Source organism: Inhella proteolytica (assembly GCF_016093275.1).
Taxonomy (GTDB): Bacteria; Pseudomonadota; Gammaproteobacteria; order Burkholderiales; family Burkholderiaceae_C; genus Inhella; species Inhella proteolytica.
The window spans coordinates 59,901-80,352 of the sequence record NZ_JAEDAK010000011.1 but is presented as its reverse complement, the minus strand read 5'-3'; the positions used below and the strand labels follow the sequence as shown (position 1 = coordinate 80,352).

The window sequence follows — 20,452 nt, the reverse complement described above, 5'->3', positions numbered from 1 at the left end:
CTCAGCGGCCTTCAGCTCTGGCGCAGGCGGGCGATGGCCTCATCGGCGGTGCCCACCAGGTTCGCCGGCAGGCCGCGCAGCGCCAGCGCCTGCGTCAGCCGCGCGCGCACGAAGGCCGAGCCGCCGTAGCGTGTGACGCGGCGGTAATGGCGCTGCGCCAGCTCGGCGGCGCGCTGGGCCCACAGGTCGGCCACCTCGGGGTCGAGCTCGAACTGCTCGTAGTTGATGACGCCGTCGACCGGCGCCCCAATCGCCTCCAGGCGCGCCTGCAGCACGCCGGCCAGCTGCGCCACCTCGGCGGGCGTGCGCAGGCGCAGGCGCGAGAGGTCGACGAAGAGCACGCCGTGCTGAGCGTCGAAGTGCAGGCGCTGCTCCAGCGGCAGGGCCAGCAGGCGCTCGCGCAGGCCAATCGGCGCGGGCCCGAACAAGGCCGCGTCCATCGGCAAGGGGTCGTGCGGCAGCAGGGGGCGGAAGTCCATCTGCGCGAGCACGTCGCGCTCCAGATCCAGGCCGGGGGCCAGCTCCGTCAGCTCCAGGCCTTCGGGGCGCAGGCGCAGCACGCAGCGTTCGGTCACGTACAGCACCGACTGGCCGCGCGCCGCGGCGTGGCGGCCGCTGAAAGTGCGGTGCTCGACCTGGCGCACGAACTTGCGCAGGCCCTCCGCGCTGAAGCTGCCGGCGAACACCAGGCGCTTGGCGGACTGCGAGATGTTGATGAAGCCGCCCGCCCCGGCCAGGCGCGGGCCGAAGCGGCTGACGTTGACGTTCCCTTCGGCATCGGCCTGCGCCAGCCCCAGCACGGCCAGGTCCAGGCCGCCGCCGTCGTAGAAGTCGAACTGGTAGGGCTGGTCGATGATGGCCTGGGTGTTGACGGCGGCGCCGAAGTCCAGCCCGCCGGCGGGGATGCCGCCGATCACGCCGGGTTCGGTGCTGAGGGTGATGAGGTCGATCACGCGCTCCTCGGCCGCCACCGCGGCCACGCCCTCGGGCATGCCGATGCCCAGGTTCACCACCTGGCCGGCGCGCAGCTCCAATGCGGCGCGCCGGGCGATGACCTTGCGCTCGTTCAGGGGCATGGGCTTGAGCTGCGAGGCCGGCGCGCGCAGCTCGCCGGCGAAGGCGGGCGAATAGGGCGTGGCAAAGGTCTGCAGATGCTGCTCGGGCGCTTCGGCCAGCACCACGCAGTCCACCAGCACGCCGGGAATCTTGACCTGGCGCGGGTTCAGGCTGCCGCGTTCCGCCAGTCGTTCCACCTGGGCGATGACGATGCCGCCGCTGTTGTGCGTGGCCGTGGCGACGGACAGGCCTTCGAGCGTCAGCGCCTCGCGCTCCATCGTCAGGTTGCCGTCCAGGTCGGCGGTGCTGGCGCGCACGAAGGCGACGTGGATCGGGAAGGCCTTGTAGAACAGGAATTCCTCGCCGTCGATCTCCATCAGCCGCACGCGCTCCAGCTGCGTGCGCTCGTTCAGCCGGCCGCCGCCGTGGCGCGGGTCCACGAAGGTGCCCAGGCCGATGCGCGACAGATGGCCGGGCTTGCCGGCGGCGATGTCGCGGAACAGATGGGTGATGACGCCCTGGGGCAGGTTCCAGGCCTCGATGCGGTTGCTCACCGCCAGCTGCTGCAGGCGCGGCACCAGGCCCCAGTGGCCGCCCACCACGGCCTTCACCAGGCCTTCGTGGCCGAGGTGGTTCAGCCCGCGCGTCTTGCCGTCGCCCTGGCCGGCAGCGTAGACGAGCGTGAGATCGCGCGGTGCGGCGCTGCGTTCGAAGCGCCGCTCCAGCGCCAGTGCCAGGGTCTCGGCGAAGCCGATGCCGACGAAGCCGCAAGTGGCCAGGGTGTCGCCCTCCTGGATCAGGGCCACGGCCTCGTCGGCCGACACCACCTTGCCATGCTCGTAGGCGCGCAGGCCTTGCAGCAGTTCGCGGGCGCTTGCATTCATGCGCGCAAGCGTAGCGCCGCTACGCTTCGCCCCATGCAGATCCTTCTGGCCGACTCCATCCCCCCCACCCCCTGGCGCAATGGCGGTGGGCAGACCCGCGAGCTCTTTGCCGAACCCGCCGGCGCTGACTGGCGACTGCGCGTCAGCCTGGCGGACATCGAGCAGGACGGGCCCTTCTCGTCTTTCCCGGGCGTGCAGCGCCACTTCGCGGTGCTGCAAGGCCCGGGCGTGGAGCTGACGCTGGACGGCCAGGCGCTGCAGCTGACGCCGGCCAGCGAGGCCCTGGCGTTCGATGGCGCCGCCGCCCCTGGCTGCCGCCTGCTGGGCGGCGCCACGCGCGACCTCAACCTGATGCTGCGCGAGCGCAGCGGCACGCTGCAGCGCGTGCGCAGCGACGTCGAGTGGGACGCCCCCTGGCCCTGGCGCGCCTGCTTCACCGTGGCGCCGGCGCGCCTGCTGGACGCCGCGGGCACGGTGCACGCCTTGCCGGCCTGGAGCCTGGCGCTGGACCTGCCCGCCAGCCCGCTGCGCCTGCAGCTTGACGACGCGCAGCCGGCCTACTGGCTCGGCGCCCAAGTGGGCTGAGGGACCAAGCCAGGGCCGCCCCGGGGGTGGCCGCCCCGCCCCACGGGTTACAAACGCCCCCCAAATCGGTTCTCACCCTTGCGCGAAAACCCTCATCGCTGATGCGGCGTCTCCCCAATCCCCTGAGCCTGCGCGCTGCGCGCAGCCGGACCCGATGAGCTGGATCTGGCTGCCGGGCCTGCTGCTGGCCCTGCTGCTGCTGGGGGCCCTGCGCCGCCTGCGCCAGGCACGGCGCCTGCGCCTGCGCATGGGCGGCAGCCTGGATGAGCTGGAGGCGCAGATTGCCGAGCTCAGCCGCGCCGAGTTCGAAAGCCATGTGCCGCTGGCCGAGGAACCCCCGCCCGACTCGCTGATGGGCCGGCTGCTCGACACCCAGCGCCGCCTGCACCGGCTGGAGAGCGAGCGCCGCGAGACCGTGCAGCGCCTGCAGCTGGCCGCCGGCGTGTTCACGCACGCGCGCGAGGGCATCATGATCACCGACGCCTCCGGCCTGATCGTCGACGTCAACGAGGCCTTCACGCGCGTCACCGGCTACTCGCGCGACGAGCTGATGGGCCGCTCGCCGCGCCTGCTTGACTCCGGCCGCCATCCGCCCGAGTACTACCAGCGCCTCTGGCAGGACCTGCAGCAGCAGGGCCAGTGGCAAGGCGAGATCTGGGACCGCCGCAAGGGCGGTGAGCTGTTCGCCTCGCTCGAAACCATCAGTGCGGTGCGCAATGAGCAGGGCCAGATCACCCACTACATCAGCCTGATGACCGACATCACGGCGCTGAAGGAACAGGCCCAGCGGCTCGAGCACATCGCCCACTACGACGCCCTCACCGCCCTGCCCAACCGCGTGCTGCTGGCCGATCGGCTCAAGCACGCCATGGCGATGGCGCCGCGCCATGCCGGCCGCATCGCCATCGCTTATCTGGATCTGGACGGCTTCAAGGAAGTGAACGACGAGCATGGCCACGACGCCGGTGACCGCCTGCTGGTCGAGCTCTCCACCCGCATGCGCCAGGTGCTGCGCGAGGGTGACACGCTGGCCCGCCTGGGTGGCGACGAGTTCGTGGTGGTGCTGCTGGACCTGCCCGACGAGCCCACCTGCGACGCCCTGCTGACGCGCATGCTGCGCGAGATCGCCCAGCCCTTTGCGCTCGACGGCGCGAGCGTGCAGGTGTCCGGCAGTCTGGGCGTGACCTTCTATCCGCAGGCGGAGGACGTGGACGCCGACCAGCTGCTGCGCCAGGCCGACCAGGCCATGTACCAGGCCAAGGTGAGCGGCAAGAACCGCTACCACGTGTTCGACATCGAAGAAGCCGCCCAGGTGCGCGGCCAGCTCGAATCGGTCGAGAGCCTGCGCCTGGCGCTGGAGCGGCGCGAGTTCATCCTGCACTACCAGCCCAAGGTCAATCTGCGCACCGGCAAAGTCATCGGCGCCGAGGCCCTGGTGCGCTGGCAGCACCCGCAGCGCGGCCTGCTGGCGCCGGGGCAGTTCCTGCCGCTGATCGAGGACCACCCGCTGATCTGCGATCTCGGCCACTGGGTCATCGAGGCCGCGCTGCAGCAGATGAGCGACTGGCGCGAGCAGGGCCTGCACCTGCCCGTCAGCGTCAACGTGGCGGCGCGCCAGCTGCAGCAGAGCGATTTCGTGGCGCGCGTGCTGGCCGCCATTGCCCGCCACCCCGGCCTGTACCCGCAGGACCTGCAGCTGGAGGTGCTGGAAACCAGCGCGCTGGAAGACCTGGTGGGCGTCTCGCGCACCATGGTGGAAGGGCGCGGCGGCGGCCTGGTGTTCGCGCTCGACGACTTCGGCACCGGCTACTCCTCGCTGACCTACCTGAAGCGCCTGCCGGTGGCCCAGCTCAAGATCGACCAGAGCTTCGTGCGCGACATGCTGGACGACGCCGACGACCTCGCCATCCTGGATGGCGTCATCGGCCTGGCGGCGGCCTTCCGCCGCGAGGTGATCGCCGAGGGCGTCGAGAGCACCGAGCACGGCGCCGTGCTGCTGCAGCTGGGCTGCGAGCTGGCGCAGGGCTATGGCATCGCCCGCCCCATGCCGGCCGCCGAGCTGCCGCGCTGGGTGGACCAATGGAACCCGCCACTGGAGTGGCAGGGCCTGCAGATGGTCAGCCGCGAGAACCTGCCGCTGCTGCGCGTCTACATGGACCACCGCGCCTGCGTGCGCGCCGTGGCACGCTACCTGCAGGGCCAGCGCGAGCAGGCCCCGCAGCCTCTGGCCGCCACCCGCCTGGCCGAGTGGCTGCACAGCCCGACGCTGGACACGCCGCGCATCGACGCGCTGCGCCAGCGCCATGCCGAGGTGCTGCGCCAGGCCGAGTGGCTGCTGCAGGCGCGCGAGCGCGGCGAGATCCTGACGACGGCCCAGCTCGGGCCCTTCCTGGCCGCCGAGGCGGCACTTGGGCGCGCCTTGCGCGCCCAGCTGCAAAGCCGTTGATCAGCTCTTCGGCGCGAAGCGCTCGCTGACGACCTTCTTCAGATCCACCTCGCCGGCCTTGTAGAGCCCGGTCTTGACCATGTCCTGCAAGAAGGCGTCGGCGCGCGCCAGGCTCAGGGGCCCGGGGCGGGCGCCCGCCAGCTGCTGCTTGACCATCAGCGCGTGGCTGGCCTCCAGCTCGGCCTGGTTCATCTCGGGGTTGTCCTGGCGCATGCGGGTGTCGGCCGCGGCGCGCTGGGCCGGGCTGCCGGCCAGATAGGCCTGCCAGCCCGCCAGGCTGGCGTCCACGAAGCGCTGCACCAGGTCGGGGCGCTGCGCCACCGTGTCGGCATGGGCGTCGATCAGGGTGCTGGGCGTGCTCCAGCCCTGGTCGGCCAGCAGGTGCACCACCGGGTCGAAGCCGCCCTGCTGCTTCACGTAGATGGGCTCGGCCACCGAGTAGCCCTGCTGCACCGACTGCTTGTTCGCCAGAAAGGGGCCGAGCGTGTAGTTGTAGGGGCGCAGCGCCTCGTCGCGGAAGCCGTGGCGGCGCTTCAGCCATTGCCACCAGCTGTACTGCGCGTCCTTGGCAATCCAGATGCGCGGCGCCTTCTTCAACGCCTCGAAGGATTCATACCCCTGGCCCGGATGCGCCATCAACGCCTGCGGGTCCTTCTGGAACACCGCCGCCACGCTCAAGGTGGGCACGCCCATCTTGGCGTTGTCGAAGGCGTGCAGCAGATTGCCCGTCATCAGGAAGTCGATCTTCTTGGCCGGCAGCAGCGGGCGGTTGTTCACCTGCGGCCCGCCCTGGCGGATCTCGACCTGCAGCCCGGCCTTGGCGTACGTGCCATCCACCAGCGCCTGGTAGAAGCCGCCATGCGCGGCCTGGGCCTTCCAGTTGGTGGCGAAGACGATCTTCTCGGGCTGGCTGGCGCCTTGGGCGCGGATGAAGGCCGGGGCGGCGAGCAGGGGGCTGGCGAGCAGGTGACGGCGGTTCAGCATGGCAGGCTGGAAGGTGCAAGAGCCCGCATTCAACCACTGCCCTCGCTCCCGGATGGGCCTGGTGGGAACCCGGTGTCGCCGCGCCTTACACGCCCCTCAATCAGGTGGGTTAAGGCATTGATTTGCCAATGCTGGTCCGCATTTTGCTAACGAGTCCATCTTTCTGGTCCGTCCGGGCGCAGGCCGCGCCCATCGCTCAAAAGAGAAGCTCACCATGTCCCTCAAGAAGAACCTGTTGGCGCTGACCGCCACCGCCACCCTGGCCTTGTACGCCGCCCCTGCCGCTGCCCTGAAGATCGAACTGATCAATGTGGGCGGCGTGACCGCTGGCACCGACATCCACAAGGGCTTCACGCAGGCCGCGCGCTTCTGGGAGAAGGCGCTCACCAACGATGTGACGGTGCGCTTGGAAGTGAACTACGCGGCACTGGGTGCAGGCGTCATCGGCTCGACGGGCAGCACCACCAATGTGTCCTATGTGGGGCCGCTGCTGGACGCGCTTCGCAGTGCCGGCAACTCCAAGCTGGACTCCATTGCCCGTGACAGCCTGGTGGCTTCGCGCGCCTCGGGCTTCGTCGGCGGCCAGGCAGTTGATGCCCTCATTTCCGCCCCGAAAGCCAATGGCAATGGCGTGAACACCAGCCCGCTGACCCGTGTGCTGGATGCCGATGCCGGCGCGAACAACTCGGCCTTCAGCGCCAACACCTCCTTGCTCAAGGCCCTGGGCATCACCCCGACCTACACCGGTGCTGCGGCCACCAATCAGCGCGACGGCATCGTCACCTTCAGCAGCAACTTCGCCTTCGACTTCGACCCCACCAACGGCATCGATGCCGGCAAGATGGATTTCCTGGGCGTCGCGATCCACGAGATCGGCCATGCCCTGGGCTTCCGCAGCGGCGTCGACACCTATGACGGCAATACCAATCTGGGTGCCAATCTGGGCAACTTCGCCATCATGTCCGTCTGGGATCTGTTCCGCTACTCGGAAGAGAGCGCCGACCAAGGCGTGCGCGACTGGGCGATTGGTGGCAACCCGTTCTTCTCGATCGATGGCGGCCAAAGCATTTACGACGGCGACGCCTTCATGGCGACCGGTCGCAACTTCGGTGATGGCCGCCAGGCCTCGCACTGGAAAGACGCGCACAGCGGTGACCCCCAGCTGGGCGTGATGGATCCCACGTCGGCCTTCGGTCAGCAGCAATACATCGATTCGCTCGACCTGGCCGCCTTTGACGCCATGGGTTGGAACGTGGCCTATGACGTGATGTGGCTGAACGAGCGCCGCTTCTCGACGGCTGAACTCGTGAACATCGACACCTTCGCTGTTCCTGAACCCGGCATGCTGGCCCTGAGCCTGGCTGCGGTCGGACTGATGGGGATTGCGCGTCGCCGCAAGGCAGGCTGAACCGGATCCTCAGCGACGCAAGGGGCGCCTAGGCGCCCCTTTTTCTTGGTGGTCAACGCCCATGCCAGCGCCCGATCCACAGGCGCTCCAGCAGCGCCACGGCCGCCTGCAGGCCCAGGCCGCTGACCATGATCAGAAAGAGCGCGGCGAACATGCGCGGCATGTCGGTGCGGAACATGGCTTCGAGCAGGCGCGAGGCCAGGCCGGTCTGGTGACCGGCGGCGCCGGCGGCGAACTCGGCCACCACGGCGCCGATCAGCGCCAGGCCCGCGCCCACGCGCAGGCCGGCCAGGAAGTAGGGTGCGGCACCCGGCAGCAGCAGCCAGCGCAGGCGCTGCAGCGGGCTGGCGCGGTACAGGCGAAAGAGCTCCTGCAGGCCGGCATCGGCCGCGCGCAGGCCGGACAAGGTGCCGGCCAGGATGGGGAAAAAGGCCACCACCCAGGCGCACACCAGCAACGCGGCCAGCGGGTCGTCCACATAGATCAGGATCAGCGGGGCGATGGCCACCAGCGGCGTGACCTGCAGCGCCACCGCCAGCGGCAGCAGCGCGCGCTCCAGGGCCGGCGTCAGCGCGAAGGCCGCGGCGCCCAGCAGCCCGCTCAGGCAAGCCAGGCTCAGCGCGCCGAAGGTGACCTTGAGCGTGAACCACCAGGCGGGCGCGAAGCTGGCGAAGTCCTCCGCCAGCACCGCCGCGATGCGGCTGGGCGCGGGCAGCAGATAGGGCGGCACGGCGCCGCTGCGCGAGGCCCATTCCCACAACAGGCCCAAACCCAACAGCAGCAGCGCGGCGGGGGCCCAGTGCTTCAGCGCCTGCTTCATGCGGCCTCCCGCAGCGCATCGGCCAGCGCCTGCTGGGCCTGGCGCACGAGGGCGAAGTAGGCGTCCTGGCGGGTCCAGTCCGTTGAGGTTCGCTCCCTCCGGATGTCCAGCTCCAGCAGCACCCGGCTCGGGCGCGGGCCCAGCACCAGCACGCGATCGGCCAGGGCCACGGCCTCGAAGACGGAGTGCGTGACGAGCACCACGGCCAGTTCGGGTCGCGCCGCGCACCAGGCCAGCAGCTCCTGGCCCAGGCGCTCGCGGGTGATCTCGTCGAGCGCGCCGAAGGGTTCGTCCAGCAGCAGCACATCGGGCGCGTTGACGAGGGCGCGCGCAAAGGCGGCGCGCATCTGCATGCCGCCGCTCAGTTCGTGCGGCAGGGCCTGGGCGAAGCCGGCCAGGCCCACGCGCTCCAGCAGCGGCAGGGCCTGGGCGCGCGCGGCGGCCTTCGCCATGCCCTGCAGGCGCAGGGGCAGGGCCACGTTGTCCTGCACGCGGGCCCAGGGCAGCAGCGTGGGCTGCTGGAACATCGAGCCGAAGCGCAGTGGCCGCGCCAGCTTCAGCTGGCCGCCACCGGGCGCCAGCAGGCCGCTGAGCACGCGCAGCACGGTGCTCTTGCCGCAGCCCGAGGGCCCCAGGAGGGCCAGGCGTTCGCCAGGCTGCAGCTTCAGGCTCAGGCCCTGCAGCACCGGCAGGGCGCCGAAGCGCAGGCTCAGGTCGTCGAGTTCAAGCAGCATGGGGCCCGGATTGTGCGGGTCCGCTGGGGGCTGTCGGGCCTGGGCTCGGCCTCGCCTTGGCATGGAGCGCGGGCCCACCCGTTCGCCGCGCGCCACCGCCACGCGCAGCCGCGTACCGGATTCCGCTGGCAGCGCTTCAGCCCAGCTCGAACAACCAGTACAGCGCCATCGGCAAGGCCTTGCGCCAGGCGGCCTCGTTGTGGCCGGCGCCGGCCGTGACCTGCAACTGCACCGCCGCCCCTTGCGCGCGCTGCAGCGCGGCCATGCGGCGGCACTGCGGCACCAGCTCGGGGCTCTCCTCGGTGCCGGCGTACAGGTAGATGCGCTGGCCGGGCCGCAGGGGCATGAGCTCGGGCAAATCGAAGGCCCCTGGGGCGACCCAGAACGAGGGCGAGAACACCGCGCCCAGGCCGAACACCTCGCGGTGCCGATGCAGCGCGGCATGGGTGATGAGCCCGCCCATCGAGCTGCCGACCATGGCCGTGTGCGCCGCGCCGCGCTGGGTGCGGAAGCGCGCATCGATCAGCGGCTTGACGACCTCGACGATGAAGCGCAGGTAGGCCCAGCCTTCGCCGGCGCCCTGGCCCTGCTGGTCCCAGGGGTTGAGCTCGCGCAGGCGCTGCTCGCCGCCGTGGTCGATGGCCACGGCGATGGCCTCGAAGCCGGTCTGCGCGGCCAGCCGGTCCAAGGTTTCGTCGGCGCCCCACTCACCGGCGTAGCTGGTCGCCTCGTCGAAGACGTTCTGGCCGTCGTGGAAGTAGATGACCGGGAACTGTCGGCTCGGGTCCAGCAGGTAGCTGGGCGGCAGGTAGACGCGCACGCCGCGCTGGCGCCCCAAACCGGGCATGGCCCAGGGGCCGAGCAGCTGCAGGCGGTTGCGGTCCACGGTGCTCAGACGGGTCTGGGCCCAGGCCGCGCCCGGCAGCAGACCCAGCAAGGCGCGGCGCTGCATGCTCAGAGCAGCCCGGCGTTCTTCGCCGCGGCCTCGATGCCCTGGTAGTTCTGCACCTGGGTGGGCACGAAGCGGGTGGCGCGCTGCAGCTTGAGGATCTCGTCGGCCTCCGGCGTGCCGGGCTTCAGGGCCAGGAAGGCGGCGGACAGCTTGTCGCGCACCGACTTGGGCAGCTCGGCGTGCACGCTCCAGTTGTAGTCGTAATAGGGCGGCGTGGTGTAGATCACGCGCACCTCGGCGGGGTCGACCTTCTTGTCGTCGACGAACTTCTGCCACACCGAGATGTTGAGCGCGCCGCCCGCCACCTTGCCGCTGGCCACGGCGGCGATGGTGGCGTCGTGCGCGCCGCTGTAGGCCACGCGGCGGAAGGCCTTCTCGGGCTCCAGGCCCTGCTGCAGCAGGAAGTGGCGCGGCATCAGGTGGCCGCTGGTGCTGCTCTGCGAGCCGAAGCTCAGGTCCTTGCCCTTCAGGTCGGCCAGGGTCTTGACCGCCGGGTCGCGGCTGATGAAGACGGAGCGGAACTTCTCGTCCTCTTCGCGCTGCACCAGCGGGATGACCTTGCCACCCGAGCGGCTGTGGGCCTGCACGAAGGTGAAGCCGCCGAACCAGGCCAGATCGACCTTGCGGTTCACCAGCGCCTCCACGGCGGCGGCGTAGTCGGTCACCGGCGTGAACTCGACCTTCTGGCCGAGCTGCTTCTCCAGATAGGCCACCAGGGGCGCGGCCTTGCGTGCCAGCTCGGTGGGGGATTCGTCGGGGATGGCGGTGACGCGGAACACCGCGGTTTGCGCATGGGCGGCACCCAGGGCCGCCAGCAGGGAGAGGGCAATCAGGTTGCGACGCAGCATCAAGAGCTCCGTAAAGGCAAAGGGGAAAGCCCTGGATTGGAACGCAAGGCGCTAAGGAGGCTGTCGGGCTTGGGGACTGCCCCGCGTTCGGCCGCCAAGGGGCCGGATGCAAGGCGCCGGCGCGCAGCCGGACTCGCGTCCGGCAAGCGCTGGCAACGCCGCAGCGGGCCCCTTGGCGACCGAACCTTCCGGGCCGGAGCCAGTCAGGGCCAATATGTCGTTGCCGCCTCGTTGTGGGGCCCGCCCCACGGCCTCGCCGGCGCCTCGTCTGGCCCCTGACTGGCATCCGGCGCGGGGTAGTCCCCAGGCCCGACAGCCTCCTTCGGTGCAGACTGCGCGTCATGAACGCCCCCCAACTCCTCGTCCTGCCCGGCAGCCTGCGCCAGGGTTCCTATGCGCACGCCCTGGCCCGCCATGCGGCGGCACGGGCCACGCAGCTCGGCTTTGGCGCCGCCACCGTGTTCGATCTGCGCGCGTTGCAGCTGCCGATCTACGACGGCGACCTCGAGGCCGAGCAGGGCGTGCCCGCCGCCGTGCAGCAGCTGCAGGACGCCATCCAGGCGCACCAGGCACTGCTGATCGTGACGCCCGAGTACAACTCCTACCCGCCGCCGCTGCTCTTCAACAGCCTGGACTGGCTGAGCCGCCTGAGCGAGAACCGCACCGCCATGAAGCCCACGGCGCTGATGTCCAGCTCGCCCGGCCAGTACGGCGGCCTGCGTGCGCTCAACCAGCTGCGCCTGTTCGTGCAGGGCAATTTCCAGATGCTGGTGCAGCCGCAGCAGTTCGCGCTGGGCCGGGCCGACCAGGCCTTCGATGCGCAAGGCCAGCTGCAGGACGCGCGCGCGGAAAAAGCGGTGGACGGCGTGCTGCAGGCGCTGGCCGCGCTGACCAATCAGCTCGCGCGCTGATTCTTCACGCTCCGCCCGGCTGCTCCCGGGCAGGCACCGAGCCGGGCGCGCGCCCACCCTCGCTATGCTCGACTCCCCTGCGGACGGCTGCTCGCCGTCCGCAGCGCTTTGGAGTTCGCGCATGCACAAGAACGTCTCCGCCAGTGGGCGCGAGGCCCCGTTTCCCGCCGGCCAGACCCTGGTGTCGGTGACCGATCCGCAAGGCCGCATCGTCTACTGCAACCCGGCCTTCGTGCAGCTCAGCGGCCACCCGCGCGAGAGCCTGCTGGGCGCCACCCACGGCCTGCTGCGCCACCCCGACATGCCGCGCCAGGCCTTCGAGGACCTGTGGCGCACGCTGCAATCCGGCCAGCCCTGGAGCGGCATCCTGAAGAACCGGCGGGCCAATGGCGACCATGTCTGGATCCGCCTGAACGCCACGCCCATGCGCCAGGGCGAACGCATCACCGGCTACCTGGCCGTGGCCACCGAACCCAGCCGCGAATCGGTCGCCCAGTCCGAGCCCCTGTACCGCCGCATGCTGGAAGAGCAGCAGCAGGGCCGCACCGTGCATGCGCTGGCCGAAGGCGAGATCCTGCGCGTGGACCTGTGGGGCCGCCTGGGCCGCGCCCTGCGCCCCGGCCTGCGCGGCCAGCTGGCGCTCCTGCAAGGCCTGGCCCTGCTGCCGGCGCTGGGCTGCGCGCAGGCATTCGGGCTGATGTCGCTCTGGACCGGTCTGGCCCTGCTGGCCGGCCTGGGCCTGGGGACGCTGGCGCAGCAGCGCCTGCTGCTCGGCCCGCTGGTGCGCGTCACCGACGATGCCAACCGCCTCGCCTCGGGCGACCTGTCCTACAAGGTGGCGGTGGGCGCGCAGGAGCCCATCCTGCATCTGCAGCTGGCGCTGCGCCGCCTTTCGGCCAATGTGCGCGCGGTGGTGATGGACACCCGCGCCGGCATCGACCAGGTGCAGACCGCCGCGCACGAGATCGCCAGCGGCAATCTGGACCTTTCCGCCCGCACCGAATCCCAGGCCGGCAGCCTGGAGGAAACCGCGGCCTCGGTCGCGCAGATCCAGGCCACCGTGCAGCAGACGGCCGACCAGGCCGTGCAGGGCGCCACCCAGGCCGACCGCACCGCCGAACTGGCCGAGCGCAGCGACGCTGCCGTGCACGCGGTGGTCGACTCCGTCAACCAGATCGCCCAGGCCTCGCGCCGCATCGCCGACATCATCCAGGTCGTCGAAGGCGTGGCCTTCCAGACCAACATCCTGGCCCTGAACGCGGCCGTAGAAGCCGCCCGCGCCGGCGAGGCCGGCCGCGGCTTCGCGGTCGTCGCCGCCGAGGTGCGTTCGCTGGCCCAGCGCACGACGACCGCCGCGCGCGAGATCCGCAGCCTCATCAACTCCAGCAACGAATGCGTGGACGCCGGAACCGGCCGCACCAACGAGGCGCGCGGGCGCATGGAAGAAGTGCTGGGGGCGGTGCAGGGCCTGAAGACCCTGCTCGGTGAAATCCGCCACGCGGCGCAAGAGCAGCAGGGCGGCATCCGCCAGATCAATGACGCCGTCGGCCATCTGGACGGCATCACGCAGCAGAACGCGGCGATGGTGGAGCAGATTGCGGCGGCGGCGCAGAGTCTGCAGGGGCAGGTGGATGAGGTGAGTGGGTCGATGCGGCTGTTCCGCTTGCATCCTGGGGATAGGACTGTGGCCGAGGGCTAAGGGCTGTTGCATGTTCGGTGCAGCCCTCGGGGGCTTCACCCCCGAACCCCGACCCGCATTTCTTTGCTGCGCCAAAGAAACGCGGGACAAAGAAAGGCGCTGAATGCACGCAGCCGGCCTCGGGCCGGCCGCGACTGCACGGCTGGCTCACATGGCTCCATCAGCCCTCCTGGGACTGCGAACACCTGTCCGCTAAGCTGGCCGGAGTACCGGCCGACTAGACCACCGCAAACCATCACGGGCTTGCTGCGATGAATGGAGCCCCAATCAGCACGGCTCGCCGCCCTCGCTGCACCCAGAGGCTGATCTTGATTTGTGCATAGCCGGGTCGCTCGCCTCGGCGCCAGTTCGGGCGCGAGTCAGGTGAACCCGAATCGGTGAATCTGGAGGGAGCGGCATTCGGGAGGCTTTCCAGGCGTCGTCCCGCCCGCCCCGACCCAGGCGCCGATGTACTCCAACTGTGCTGGCAAGGTCGGGATCTTGCTGCCGTACCGAATGAGTCGTCTTTGCTTCAACGATGCGTGCTGCAGTGCCGCTTGCCACTTCGCAATGCACAGTGGGCGTTCATTGACCTTTGCTGTCCTGACCCACTGTCCTTGTCTGACCCAAAGCTTGGCTGCCGAATCGGTGAGGGAGGCGCAGGCTTCCATCGCTTGCATGTGACTGCTGGACCAGTTGCACAAGGCATCAAGCGCCCTTTCCCGAAACCCATCTCGGGCGAGATCAAGTGCTTGCATGCCAAGTTCAACGCTGTGTAAGCACTGGGCCCGGACGCCGGCAGCCGAGTTGAAGAAGAGATCCAAGGAGCAGGAGGAGACGTCGAACCGAACGACTGCACGCCGTGGCTGGTGCGTCTGTCCCGCGTGACCCTGCCTTGCTTCCGTCCGAACGTTGTGGACTTTGGCGGAGCCGATCAAGACGCGCAGGATTTCTGGGAACGGGGGCGGCTGCAACAGGAGCCCTCTCCGGTCGCTCCGTACAAGCCTTGCATCAATCACCCAAACATCGGCAGTGAGGCAAACGAAGTTGCATTGGTTCATAGTGGCCTCTTGTGCTCTGCAACTGGGATCCAAGGCGCTCGTGGGCAAGATTGCCAGGCCCATGGCCATTGACTGGGCGGGGCCATCTGTTGACAAGGCGCGCGACTTACTTTTGGTTGAGATCCAACCCATCCCATCTCGCTCATTGGGGCTCCGGTCATCGCAGAAAGCCCGCGATGGTTTGCGGTGGTCTAGTCGGCCGGTACTCCGGCCAGCTTAGCGGGCAGGTTTTCGCAGTCCCAGGAGGGGTGTGGGAGCCATGTGAGCCAGCCGTGCAGTCGCGGCCGACCCTAGGTCGGCTGCGTGCATTCAGCGTCTTTCTTTGCCCCGCGTTTCTTTGACGCAGCAAAGAAATGCGGGTCGGGGTGTGGGGTTGAAGACCCCACGGGCTGCACCGAGTGGCAACCGGCCCCTGCGACGATCGCGCCATGAGCCAAGCAGCAGCCAGCACCTCCCACCCCGCCCTCAACCCCGGCGTCCGCCGCCGCGAAGTGCTCGGCTGGGCGATGTACGACTTCGCCAACTCGGGCTACACCACCGTGGTGCTCACGGCCGTGTTCAGCGCCTATTTCGTCGGCGGCGTGGCAGGCGGTGCAGGCTGGGCCACGTTTGCGTGGACGGCCGCGTTGGCACTCTCCAGCCTGCTGGCCATGCTGACGCTGCCGGCGCTCGGTGCCTGGGCGGACTTGCGCGGGGCGAAGAAGCCGCTGCTGGCCATCAGCACCGCGGCCTGCGTGCTGGCCACCGCGGCGCTGGCCTGGGTGGGGCCGGGCGATGTGGCGCTGGCCCTGCTGCTGGTGTTGTTCTCGAACCTGTTCTACGCCTGGGGCGAGGCGCTGATCGCGGCCTTTCTGCCCGAGCTGGCGCGGCCGGGCAGCTACGGCAAGGTGTCGGGCTGGGGCTGGAGCTTCGGCTACTGCGGCGGCATGCTGACCCTCGGCCTGAGCCTGGCCTATGTGCTCTCGGCGCAGGCGCGCGGCGAGCCGGCGGCGCGCTTCGTGCCGGTGACGATGCTGATCACCGCCGGCATCTTTGCGCTCGCCGCGCTGGGCACCTTCGCGCTGCTGCGCGAGCGCGCGCAGCCGCAGGCGGCGACGCATCTGGGCTTGCAGGGTGCCATCGCGCGCCTGCGCCACACCTGGCAGGAGGCGCGCCGCTTTGCCGACTTCCGCTGGCTGCTGGCCTGCACCGTGGCCTACCAGGCCGGCGTGGCGGTGGTGGTGGCGCTGGCGGCCGTGTATGCCGAGCAGGTGCTGGGCTTCAAGCAGGCGCAGACCATGATGCTGGTGTTCCTGGTCAACATCGCCTCGATGCTGGGCGCGCTGGCCTGGGGCCATGTGCAGGACCGCATCGGCCACCGGCTCGCGCTGGGCATCACCCTGGTGGGCTGGATCGCGATGACGGTGCTGGCCGCGCTGGCGCAGGGGCCGGGCCTGTTCTGGGTGGCGGCTGTGCTGGCCGGCCTGTGCATGGGCAGCAGCCAGTCGGCTGGAAGAGCGATCGCCGGTCTGCTGGCCCCGGCCGCGCGACGCGCCGAGTTCTTCGCGCTCTGGGGTTTTGCGGTGCGCCTGGCCGCCATCCTGGGCCCGCTGACCTACGGGCTGGTGACCCTGCTGGCCGGCGGCAACCACCGGCTGGCGATCGTGTCGACGGGGCTGTTCTTCGTGGCGGGGCTGCTGTTGCTGAAGCCCTTGAACCTGGCGCGCGGGCAGGCGGCTGCGGCAGCAGCTTAGGGCCAGGCGCGCAGCTCAGTCACCGAGCCCAGTGCGCGCTCCTTGGCGCCTTCCAACTGCCGGTAGTTGCGCAGGAACACCGCAGCAGCCACGCCCCAGACATGGCGTTCGTCCGTCACCAGCACGGCGCCTTCGGGGTAATGCTGCAGCACCGGTCCATCGAAGCTGAAGGGTCGCTGAACCCACAGGGCACGGTGGCGAACCGGTTTGCTGACCTGCAGGTAATGCGGGTTTGCGGGCGAGATCGCAACCATGTCGCGTTGCACCGAGTCCAGGCGCTTGTGATAACAGTCGAGCAGTCCAAGTTCCTGCTGTGCGTAGTGGAGCAAGGATTTGATCGACGCCAGGGTCAAGGGCGCTCCCTGCGGAGTCAACGCAAGCAGGCGCTCTTGCAGGAGCTTGGCTTGATCCGCCCCGATGTCGTTGAACAGGATGGCCTCGCGCCCATCGCCGCGCGCGGCCTGCCACGCGCGGTCGGTGCCGTTGAAGAACACCACGCCGCGCCCGATCCGACCCGAGCTGTCCTTCTTGAGCACCTGCCCCGCGCGAGGGTCGCCCTGCGGAATGAGCAGGGGTTCGCCGCCACCCGCTAGCGCCGGCACGGCGAGGACAAACCGGGCCGTGCGGTTGACATAGTGGGGCGAGCCCGTGAAGTTCAGCTGCGCTGCGCTAAGGCGCGGCAAGGAGTCGGACCCGGTGCTTTGCGGGTGGCGGTTGGAATCGTTCATCTCATGCATGGTTTGTCGGTTTCATCCTGGGCCGCCGCCGCGCCACTCGTACAGCACATCGGGGCTGCGCTCTTCATTGCCGGCGCCGTCGCTGGAGGCGATGGCCTGGTAGCCGTGGCGCTCGTAGAAGCGACGCGCGCCGCTGTTGGCCTGGAAGGTGTAGAGGCGGATGGGCGGTGGCAGCGTGTCATGGGCGAAGCGCAGCAGCTGCGCGCCGAAGCCCAGGCCGGTGTGGCCCGGCATCACACAGAGCTGGTTGATCCAGCGGCATGGGTCGTCGCCTGACAGCGCGAGCATGGCGACGGCCTGGCCCGCGCGGGTGGCGATGGTGACGCCGCCACCCGGAATCAGGGCCGAGGCGATCCATGCCTGCACCTCGTCGGGCGGATGCGCCATCGGTGCGAAGGGCAGAAAGACGCGCCGCGACTCGCACAGCACCTGTGCCACCGCTTCGGCGTCCTGCGGGTGCGCCGCCCTGAGGGCGATGGGCATCCGCGTCAGCGGGGCACCTCGGCCGCGATCAAGGCGCGCGCCGCCGCCCGCAAGCTGGCCTCATCCACCCCCGCCAGTTCCACCGGCGTGAGTGTGTGCTCGCGCTTGAGCGAGCGTTCGTAGCAGGGGTCGTAATGGCGCTCCATCACGCTGGCGAACAGGGCATCGCTGTCGCCGGCTTCGGCCAGCGCGCGCCAGTGGGCCAGGGTTTCGCCGCCCACCAGGGGCTTGAGGGGTTCGAGCTTGGCCACCATCTCCAGCGGCGCGGCGGCGAAGTGGGCGTAGTCCTCGCGGCAGACCTGCACGCGCGCGGCCAGCGGGGCGGCCACGCGCCAGGTGGGCGCGGCGCGCAGGGCCTCATGCAGGGGCGTGGGCAGCTGCACGTTGCCGATCTTCTTGCTCTCGGCCTCGACCCACACCGGGCGCGCCGGGTCCAGGCGCTGCAGGGCCTGCAGCAGCTCGGAATCGAAGCTCTTCTGCGTGGGCTGGGGCTGGCCGGGCAGGGCGCCGAGCAGCGAGCCGCGATGGCGGGCGATGCCTTCGAGGTCCAGCACCTGCGCGCCCTCGGCGGCCAGAGCCTGCAGCAGCCGCGTCTTGCCGCAGGCGGTGCTGCCGCCCAGCACGCGCAGCTGCAGCTTGGCGGGCCATTGATCGAGCTGTTCGCGCACCCAGGCGCGGTAGGCCTTCCAGCCGCCGGGCAGCACGTCCACCGGGTAGCCGATGTTGCGCACCGGGTCGGCCCAGGCGCGGCTGCGCTTGCCGCCCCGGAAGCAGTAGATCAGCAGCCGGTCCTTCGGGCCATGCTGGGCGATGACCTCGCCGATGTAGCGCGCCACATTGCGCAGCGCGTACTGCGCACCGATCACGTAGGCCTGGTGCGGGTTGGTGCGGTGCAGGGTGCCGACCTCGGCGAACTCATCCTGGCTGACGATGGGCAGGTTGATGGCGCCGGGGATGTGGTCTTCGGCGTACTCCTTGGGCGTGCGCGCATCGATGATGCGGGCGTAGCTGGCAAAGGGGCGGATGCCGAGCGCTTCTTCGGGGGCAGTCATGGGCGCAAGTGTCGCGCCTGGGGCCTAAAGCCCGTCAGTCCTTCAGGCCCTGCGCCACCAGGCGCGCGTGCTCGCCGCTGCGGCGCAGCTGCGCCACCACCTCGTCGATGCGCGCGAGCAGCCCCTGCTGCTGGCGCGATTTGTGAAAGGCCACATAGGCGGGGTTCTCGGTCAGCGGGTTGGGCAGCACGCGCACCGAGGGGAATTCGCCGCTGGCCATGACCTGCTCGCCGGTCTGCTCCACGCTGAGCACCACGTCCAGGAAGTCGCGCTCCAGCTTGCCGAAATTGGCGCGGTCGTCGGTCACGTCCTCCACCTTCATCAGCCCGGTCTTGCGGGCGGTGTCGAACTCGTCGCCATAGCTCCAGCCGCGCAGCACGCCCACACGCAGGCCCCGCAGGTCGTCCAGGCCGTTGAACTGTTTGAGCCGGCCGCGCTGGGCGTAGATGCGCACGGTCTCGGTGAGGATGGGCTGGCCGTAGTCGAACTTGGCCAGGCGCTCGCGGTTGGCGTACAGGCCGCCCACGCCATGTTCGGCGCGGTCCAGCCCGCCCAGGGCGCGCGCCCAGGGCATGGGCAGCAGCTGCAGGGGTTCGCCCAGCTGCTTGAAGATGGCGCGCAGCAGCATCGGGTAGACGCCGCGCGCGGCGCCTTCGCCCTTGGCCTGGTACATGAAGGGCGGGTTTTGCGAATCGAAGGCGATCTGCACCGTGGTCTGCCCCTGCGCCGTGCCGCCCAGGCTGGCGGCCATCCCTAGGCAGTAGTGGCGGCGGTTGATCGGCATGCGGACCCTTCCTGGCAGGCGATGCGCCGCAGTGAAACGCCCGCGCGGGCGGGCGTCAAGCCGGGTTCGCCCTTCAGGCGCGCAGCACGGGCATGGGGGCGCCGGCGTAGCTGGGGAAGAGCCGGGCCAGCGTGGCGTCGCGCAGGCCCAGGTGCTGCGCGGCCACGCCGGCCAGCACGGCGCGGTAGTCGGTGGTGACGGCCAGGTCGCGGCCCTGGAAGCGCGCGGCGCTGTCCAGCCCCGGCCAGGCGCCCAGCACCTGGCCGCCCCGCACGGCGCCGCCCAGCAGCCAGAGCGCGTTGCCATGGCCGTGGTCGGTGCCGCCGGTGCCGTTCTCGGCCACGGTGCGGCCGAACTCGCTGATGACGGTGACCACGGTATCGGCCCACAGCGGGCCCAAGGACTGCGCCAGCGTGGCCAGGCCCTGACCCAGCGGGGCCAGACGGCCGGCCAGCTGGCCCTGCGCGGCGCCCTGGCGGGCGTGGGTGTCCCAGCCGCCCAGCTCCACGCAGGCGAAGCGCAGCGTCGGGTCGGCGCGCAGCACCTGGGCCAGGCGGCGGGCGGTGGCGGGCAGGGTGTTGGCGCCGGGGGCGCCGCGGTCGGCCGTCGGGTCGCCGCCGGCCATGCTGCCGTTCATGCCCTGGCCGGCTTCCAGCGCGCCGGCCATCTGGCTGCGCCCGCTTTGTGCAGCCTGCCAGGTGGCGGCGTACTGCGGGTCTTGTGCGTACAGGCGGTCCAGTGCCGCGCCCAGAGCCGGGCGTTCCGGCGCGCGGGTGGCGCCGGGCAGCGCGGCCACGCGCGCACTGGCCGGGCCGCTGAGCAGCTTGGGCCGCGTGGGGGCGGTGTAGACGGCCTGCACACCGGCCTCGTCGCCCTGCAGCAGGCGCGCCAGCCAGCCGTCCGGCGTGGTCTTCACGCCCGGGGTGCCGGCTTCCAGCTCGTCCTGCGCCTCGAAGTGGCTGCGGCTGCTGGTGGGCGCGCCGCAGGCTTGCACGAAGCCGAACTGGCCGGCGGCCCAGAGCGGCTGCAGGGGTGCCAGCGCCGGATGCAGGCCGAAGCGGCCATCCAGGTCGAGCAGCCCGCCCTCCTGCCCGGGCGGCGGCAGGGCGATGCCGGGGCGCTCGCGCGCGTAGTCGGGCTCGGCGTACGGCGCGCAGACGGAGAGGCCGTCGATGGCGCCGCGCAGCAGCACGACGATCCAGCGCTTGGGGGGCGCACCGGCGGCGCGCGCGCGCGGGCTCAGCAAGGCGGCGGGCAGGCTGGCGAGCAGCAGATGGCGGCGGTGCAGGCTCATGC

Annotated in this window: 17 protein-coding genes; 6 read left to right on the top strand and 11 right to left on the bottom strand. The window is 70.5% G+C overall.

Annotated elements, in window-relative coordinates; all coding sequences use genetic code 11:
* Positions 1–11 precede the first annotated feature (11 nt).
* The gene (locus I7X39_RS15760; RefSeq protein ID WP_198112117.1) at positions 12–1,940 is read right to left on the bottom strand and encodes an acyl CoA:acetate/3-ketoacid CoA transferase; all 1,929 of its coding nucleotides are present in this window, start codon (positions 1,938–1,940) and stop codon (positions 12–14) included.
* Positions 1,941–1,973: 33 nt separating this feature from the next.
* On the opposite strand from I7X39_RS15760, the gene I7X39_RS15755 reads away from it, so the two are divergent.
* Complete coding sequence (locus I7X39_RS15755; RefSeq protein WP_198112116.1) at positions 1,974–2,525, top strand: HutD/Ves family protein; 552 nt, start codon at positions 1,974–1,976, stop codon at positions 2,523–2,525.
* Positions 2,526–2,679: 154 nt separating this feature from the next.
* Entirely contained in the window at positions 2,680–4,971 is a 2,292-nt protein-coding gene (locus I7X39_RS15750) for a putative bifunctional diguanylate cyclase/phosphodiesterase (protein WP_198112115.1), read from the top strand.
* On the opposite strand, the gene I7X39_RS15745 is transcribed toward I7X39_RS15750, so the two are convergent.
* Complete coding sequence (locus I7X39_RS15745; RefSeq protein WP_198112114.1) at positions 4,972–5,955, bottom strand: ABC transporter substrate-binding protein; 984 nt, start codon at positions 5,953–5,955, stop codon at positions 4,972–4,974.
* 214 nt (positions 5,956–6,169) lie between these two features.
* On the opposite strand from I7X39_RS15745, the gene I7X39_RS15740 reads away from it, so the two are divergent.
* Entirely contained in the window at positions 6,170–7,363 is a 1,194-nt protein-coding gene (locus tag I7X39_RS15740; RefSeq protein ID WP_198112113.1) for an NF038122 family metalloprotease, read from the top strand.
* 52 nt (positions 7,364–7,415) lie between these two features.
* On the opposite strand, the gene I7X39_RS15735 is transcribed toward I7X39_RS15740, so the two are convergent.
* From I7X39_RS15735 to I7X39_RS15720, 4 genes are all read right to left on the bottom strand, one after another.
* Positions 7,416–8,183, bottom strand: a complete 768-nt coding sequence (locus I7X39_RS15735) for an ABC transporter permease (RefSeq protein ID WP_198112112.1) — start codon at positions 8,181–8,183, stop codon at positions 7,416–7,418.
* Complete coding sequence (locus I7X39_RS15730) at positions 8,180–8,917, bottom strand: ABC transporter ATP-binding protein (RefSeq protein WP_198112111.1); 738 nt, start codon at positions 8,915–8,917, stop codon at positions 8,180–8,182. Before I7X39_RS15730 ends, I7X39_RS15735 begins: the two co-directional genes overlap by 4 nt.
* Positions 8,918–9,053: 136 nt before the next feature.
* Positions 9,054–9,869: an alpha/beta hydrolase gene (locus I7X39_RS15725; protein ID WP_198112110.1), complete on the bottom strand. Its 816-nt coding sequence runs from the start codon at positions 9,867–9,869 to the stop codon at positions 9,054–9,056.
* A 2-nt stretch (positions 9,870–9,871) separates the two neighbouring features.
* Positions 9,872–10,717, bottom strand: a complete 846-nt coding sequence (locus tag I7X39_RS15720) for a putative selenate ABC transporter substrate-binding protein (RefSeq protein WP_198112109.1) — start codon at positions 10,715–10,717, stop codon at positions 9,872–9,874.
* A gap of 341 nt (positions 10,718–11,058) precedes the next feature.
* Here I7X39_RS15720 and I7X39_RS15715 point away from each other — a divergent pair, with 341 nt between their 5' ends.
* The 3 genes from I7X39_RS15715 (at position 11,059) to I7X39_RS15705 (ending at position 16,100) form a co-directional block, all read left to right on the top strand.
* Positions 11,059–11,628 carry an NADPH-dependent FMN reductase gene (locus I7X39_RS15715; protein WP_198112108.1) on the top strand — a complete coding sequence of 190 codons (570 nt, stop codon included), beginning with the start codon at positions 11,059–11,061 and terminating at the stop codon, positions 11,626–11,628.
* Between the two features lie 121 nt (positions 11,629–11,749).
* Positions 11,750–13,327: a methyl-accepting chemotaxis protein gene (locus tag I7X39_RS15710; protein ID WP_198112107.1), complete on the top strand. Its 1,578-nt coding sequence runs from the start codon at positions 11,750–11,752 to the stop codon at positions 13,325–13,327.
* Positions 13,328–14,795: 1,468 nt separating this feature from the next.
* Positions 14,796–16,100, top strand: a complete 1,305-nt coding sequence (locus tag I7X39_RS15705; RefSeq protein WP_198112106.1) for an MFS transporter — start codon at positions 14,796–14,798, stop codon at positions 16,098–16,100.
* On the opposite strand, the gene I7X39_RS15700 is transcribed toward I7X39_RS15705, so the two are convergent.
* The 5 genes from I7X39_RS15700 to I7X39_RS15680 all read right to left on the bottom strand — a co-directional run bounded on the left by I7X39_RS15700 (position 16,097) and on the right by I7X39_RS15680 (position 20,450).
* Entirely contained in the window at positions 16,097–16,828 is a 732-nt protein-coding gene (locus I7X39_RS15700) for a hypothetical protein (RefSeq protein WP_198112105.1), read from the bottom strand. The two genes, I7X39_RS15705 and I7X39_RS15700, sit on opposite strands and share 4 nt — an antisense overlap.
* A 21-nt stretch (positions 16,829–16,849) precedes the next feature.
* On the bottom strand, positions 16,850–17,320 hold the full coding sequence (locus I7X39_RS15695) for a GNAT family N-acetyltransferase (RefSeq protein ID WP_198112104.1): 471 nt from the start codon (positions 17,318–17,320) through the stop codon (positions 16,850–16,852).
* A 5-nt stretch (positions 17,321–17,325) separates the two neighbouring features.
* A complete protein-coding gene (gene mnmH / locus I7X39_RS15690) occupies positions 17,326–18,372 on the bottom strand; it encodes a tRNA 2-selenouridine(34) synthase MnmH (protein ID WP_198112103.1) in 1,047 nt (348 codons plus the stop codon).
* Between the two features lie 34 nt (positions 18,373–18,406).
* On the bottom strand, positions 18,407–19,156 hold the full coding sequence (locus I7X39_RS15685; RefSeq protein WP_198112102.1) for a substrate-binding periplasmic protein: 750 nt from the start codon (positions 19,154–19,156) through the stop codon (positions 18,407–18,409).
* 73 nt (positions 19,157–19,229) lie between these two features.
* Positions 19,230–20,450, bottom strand: coding sequence for a DUF1501 domain-containing protein (locus tag I7X39_RS15680; protein WP_198112101.1), 1,221 nt, complete (start codon positions 20,448–20,450; stop codon positions 19,230–19,232).
* Positions 20,451–20,452 lie beyond the last annotated feature (2 nt).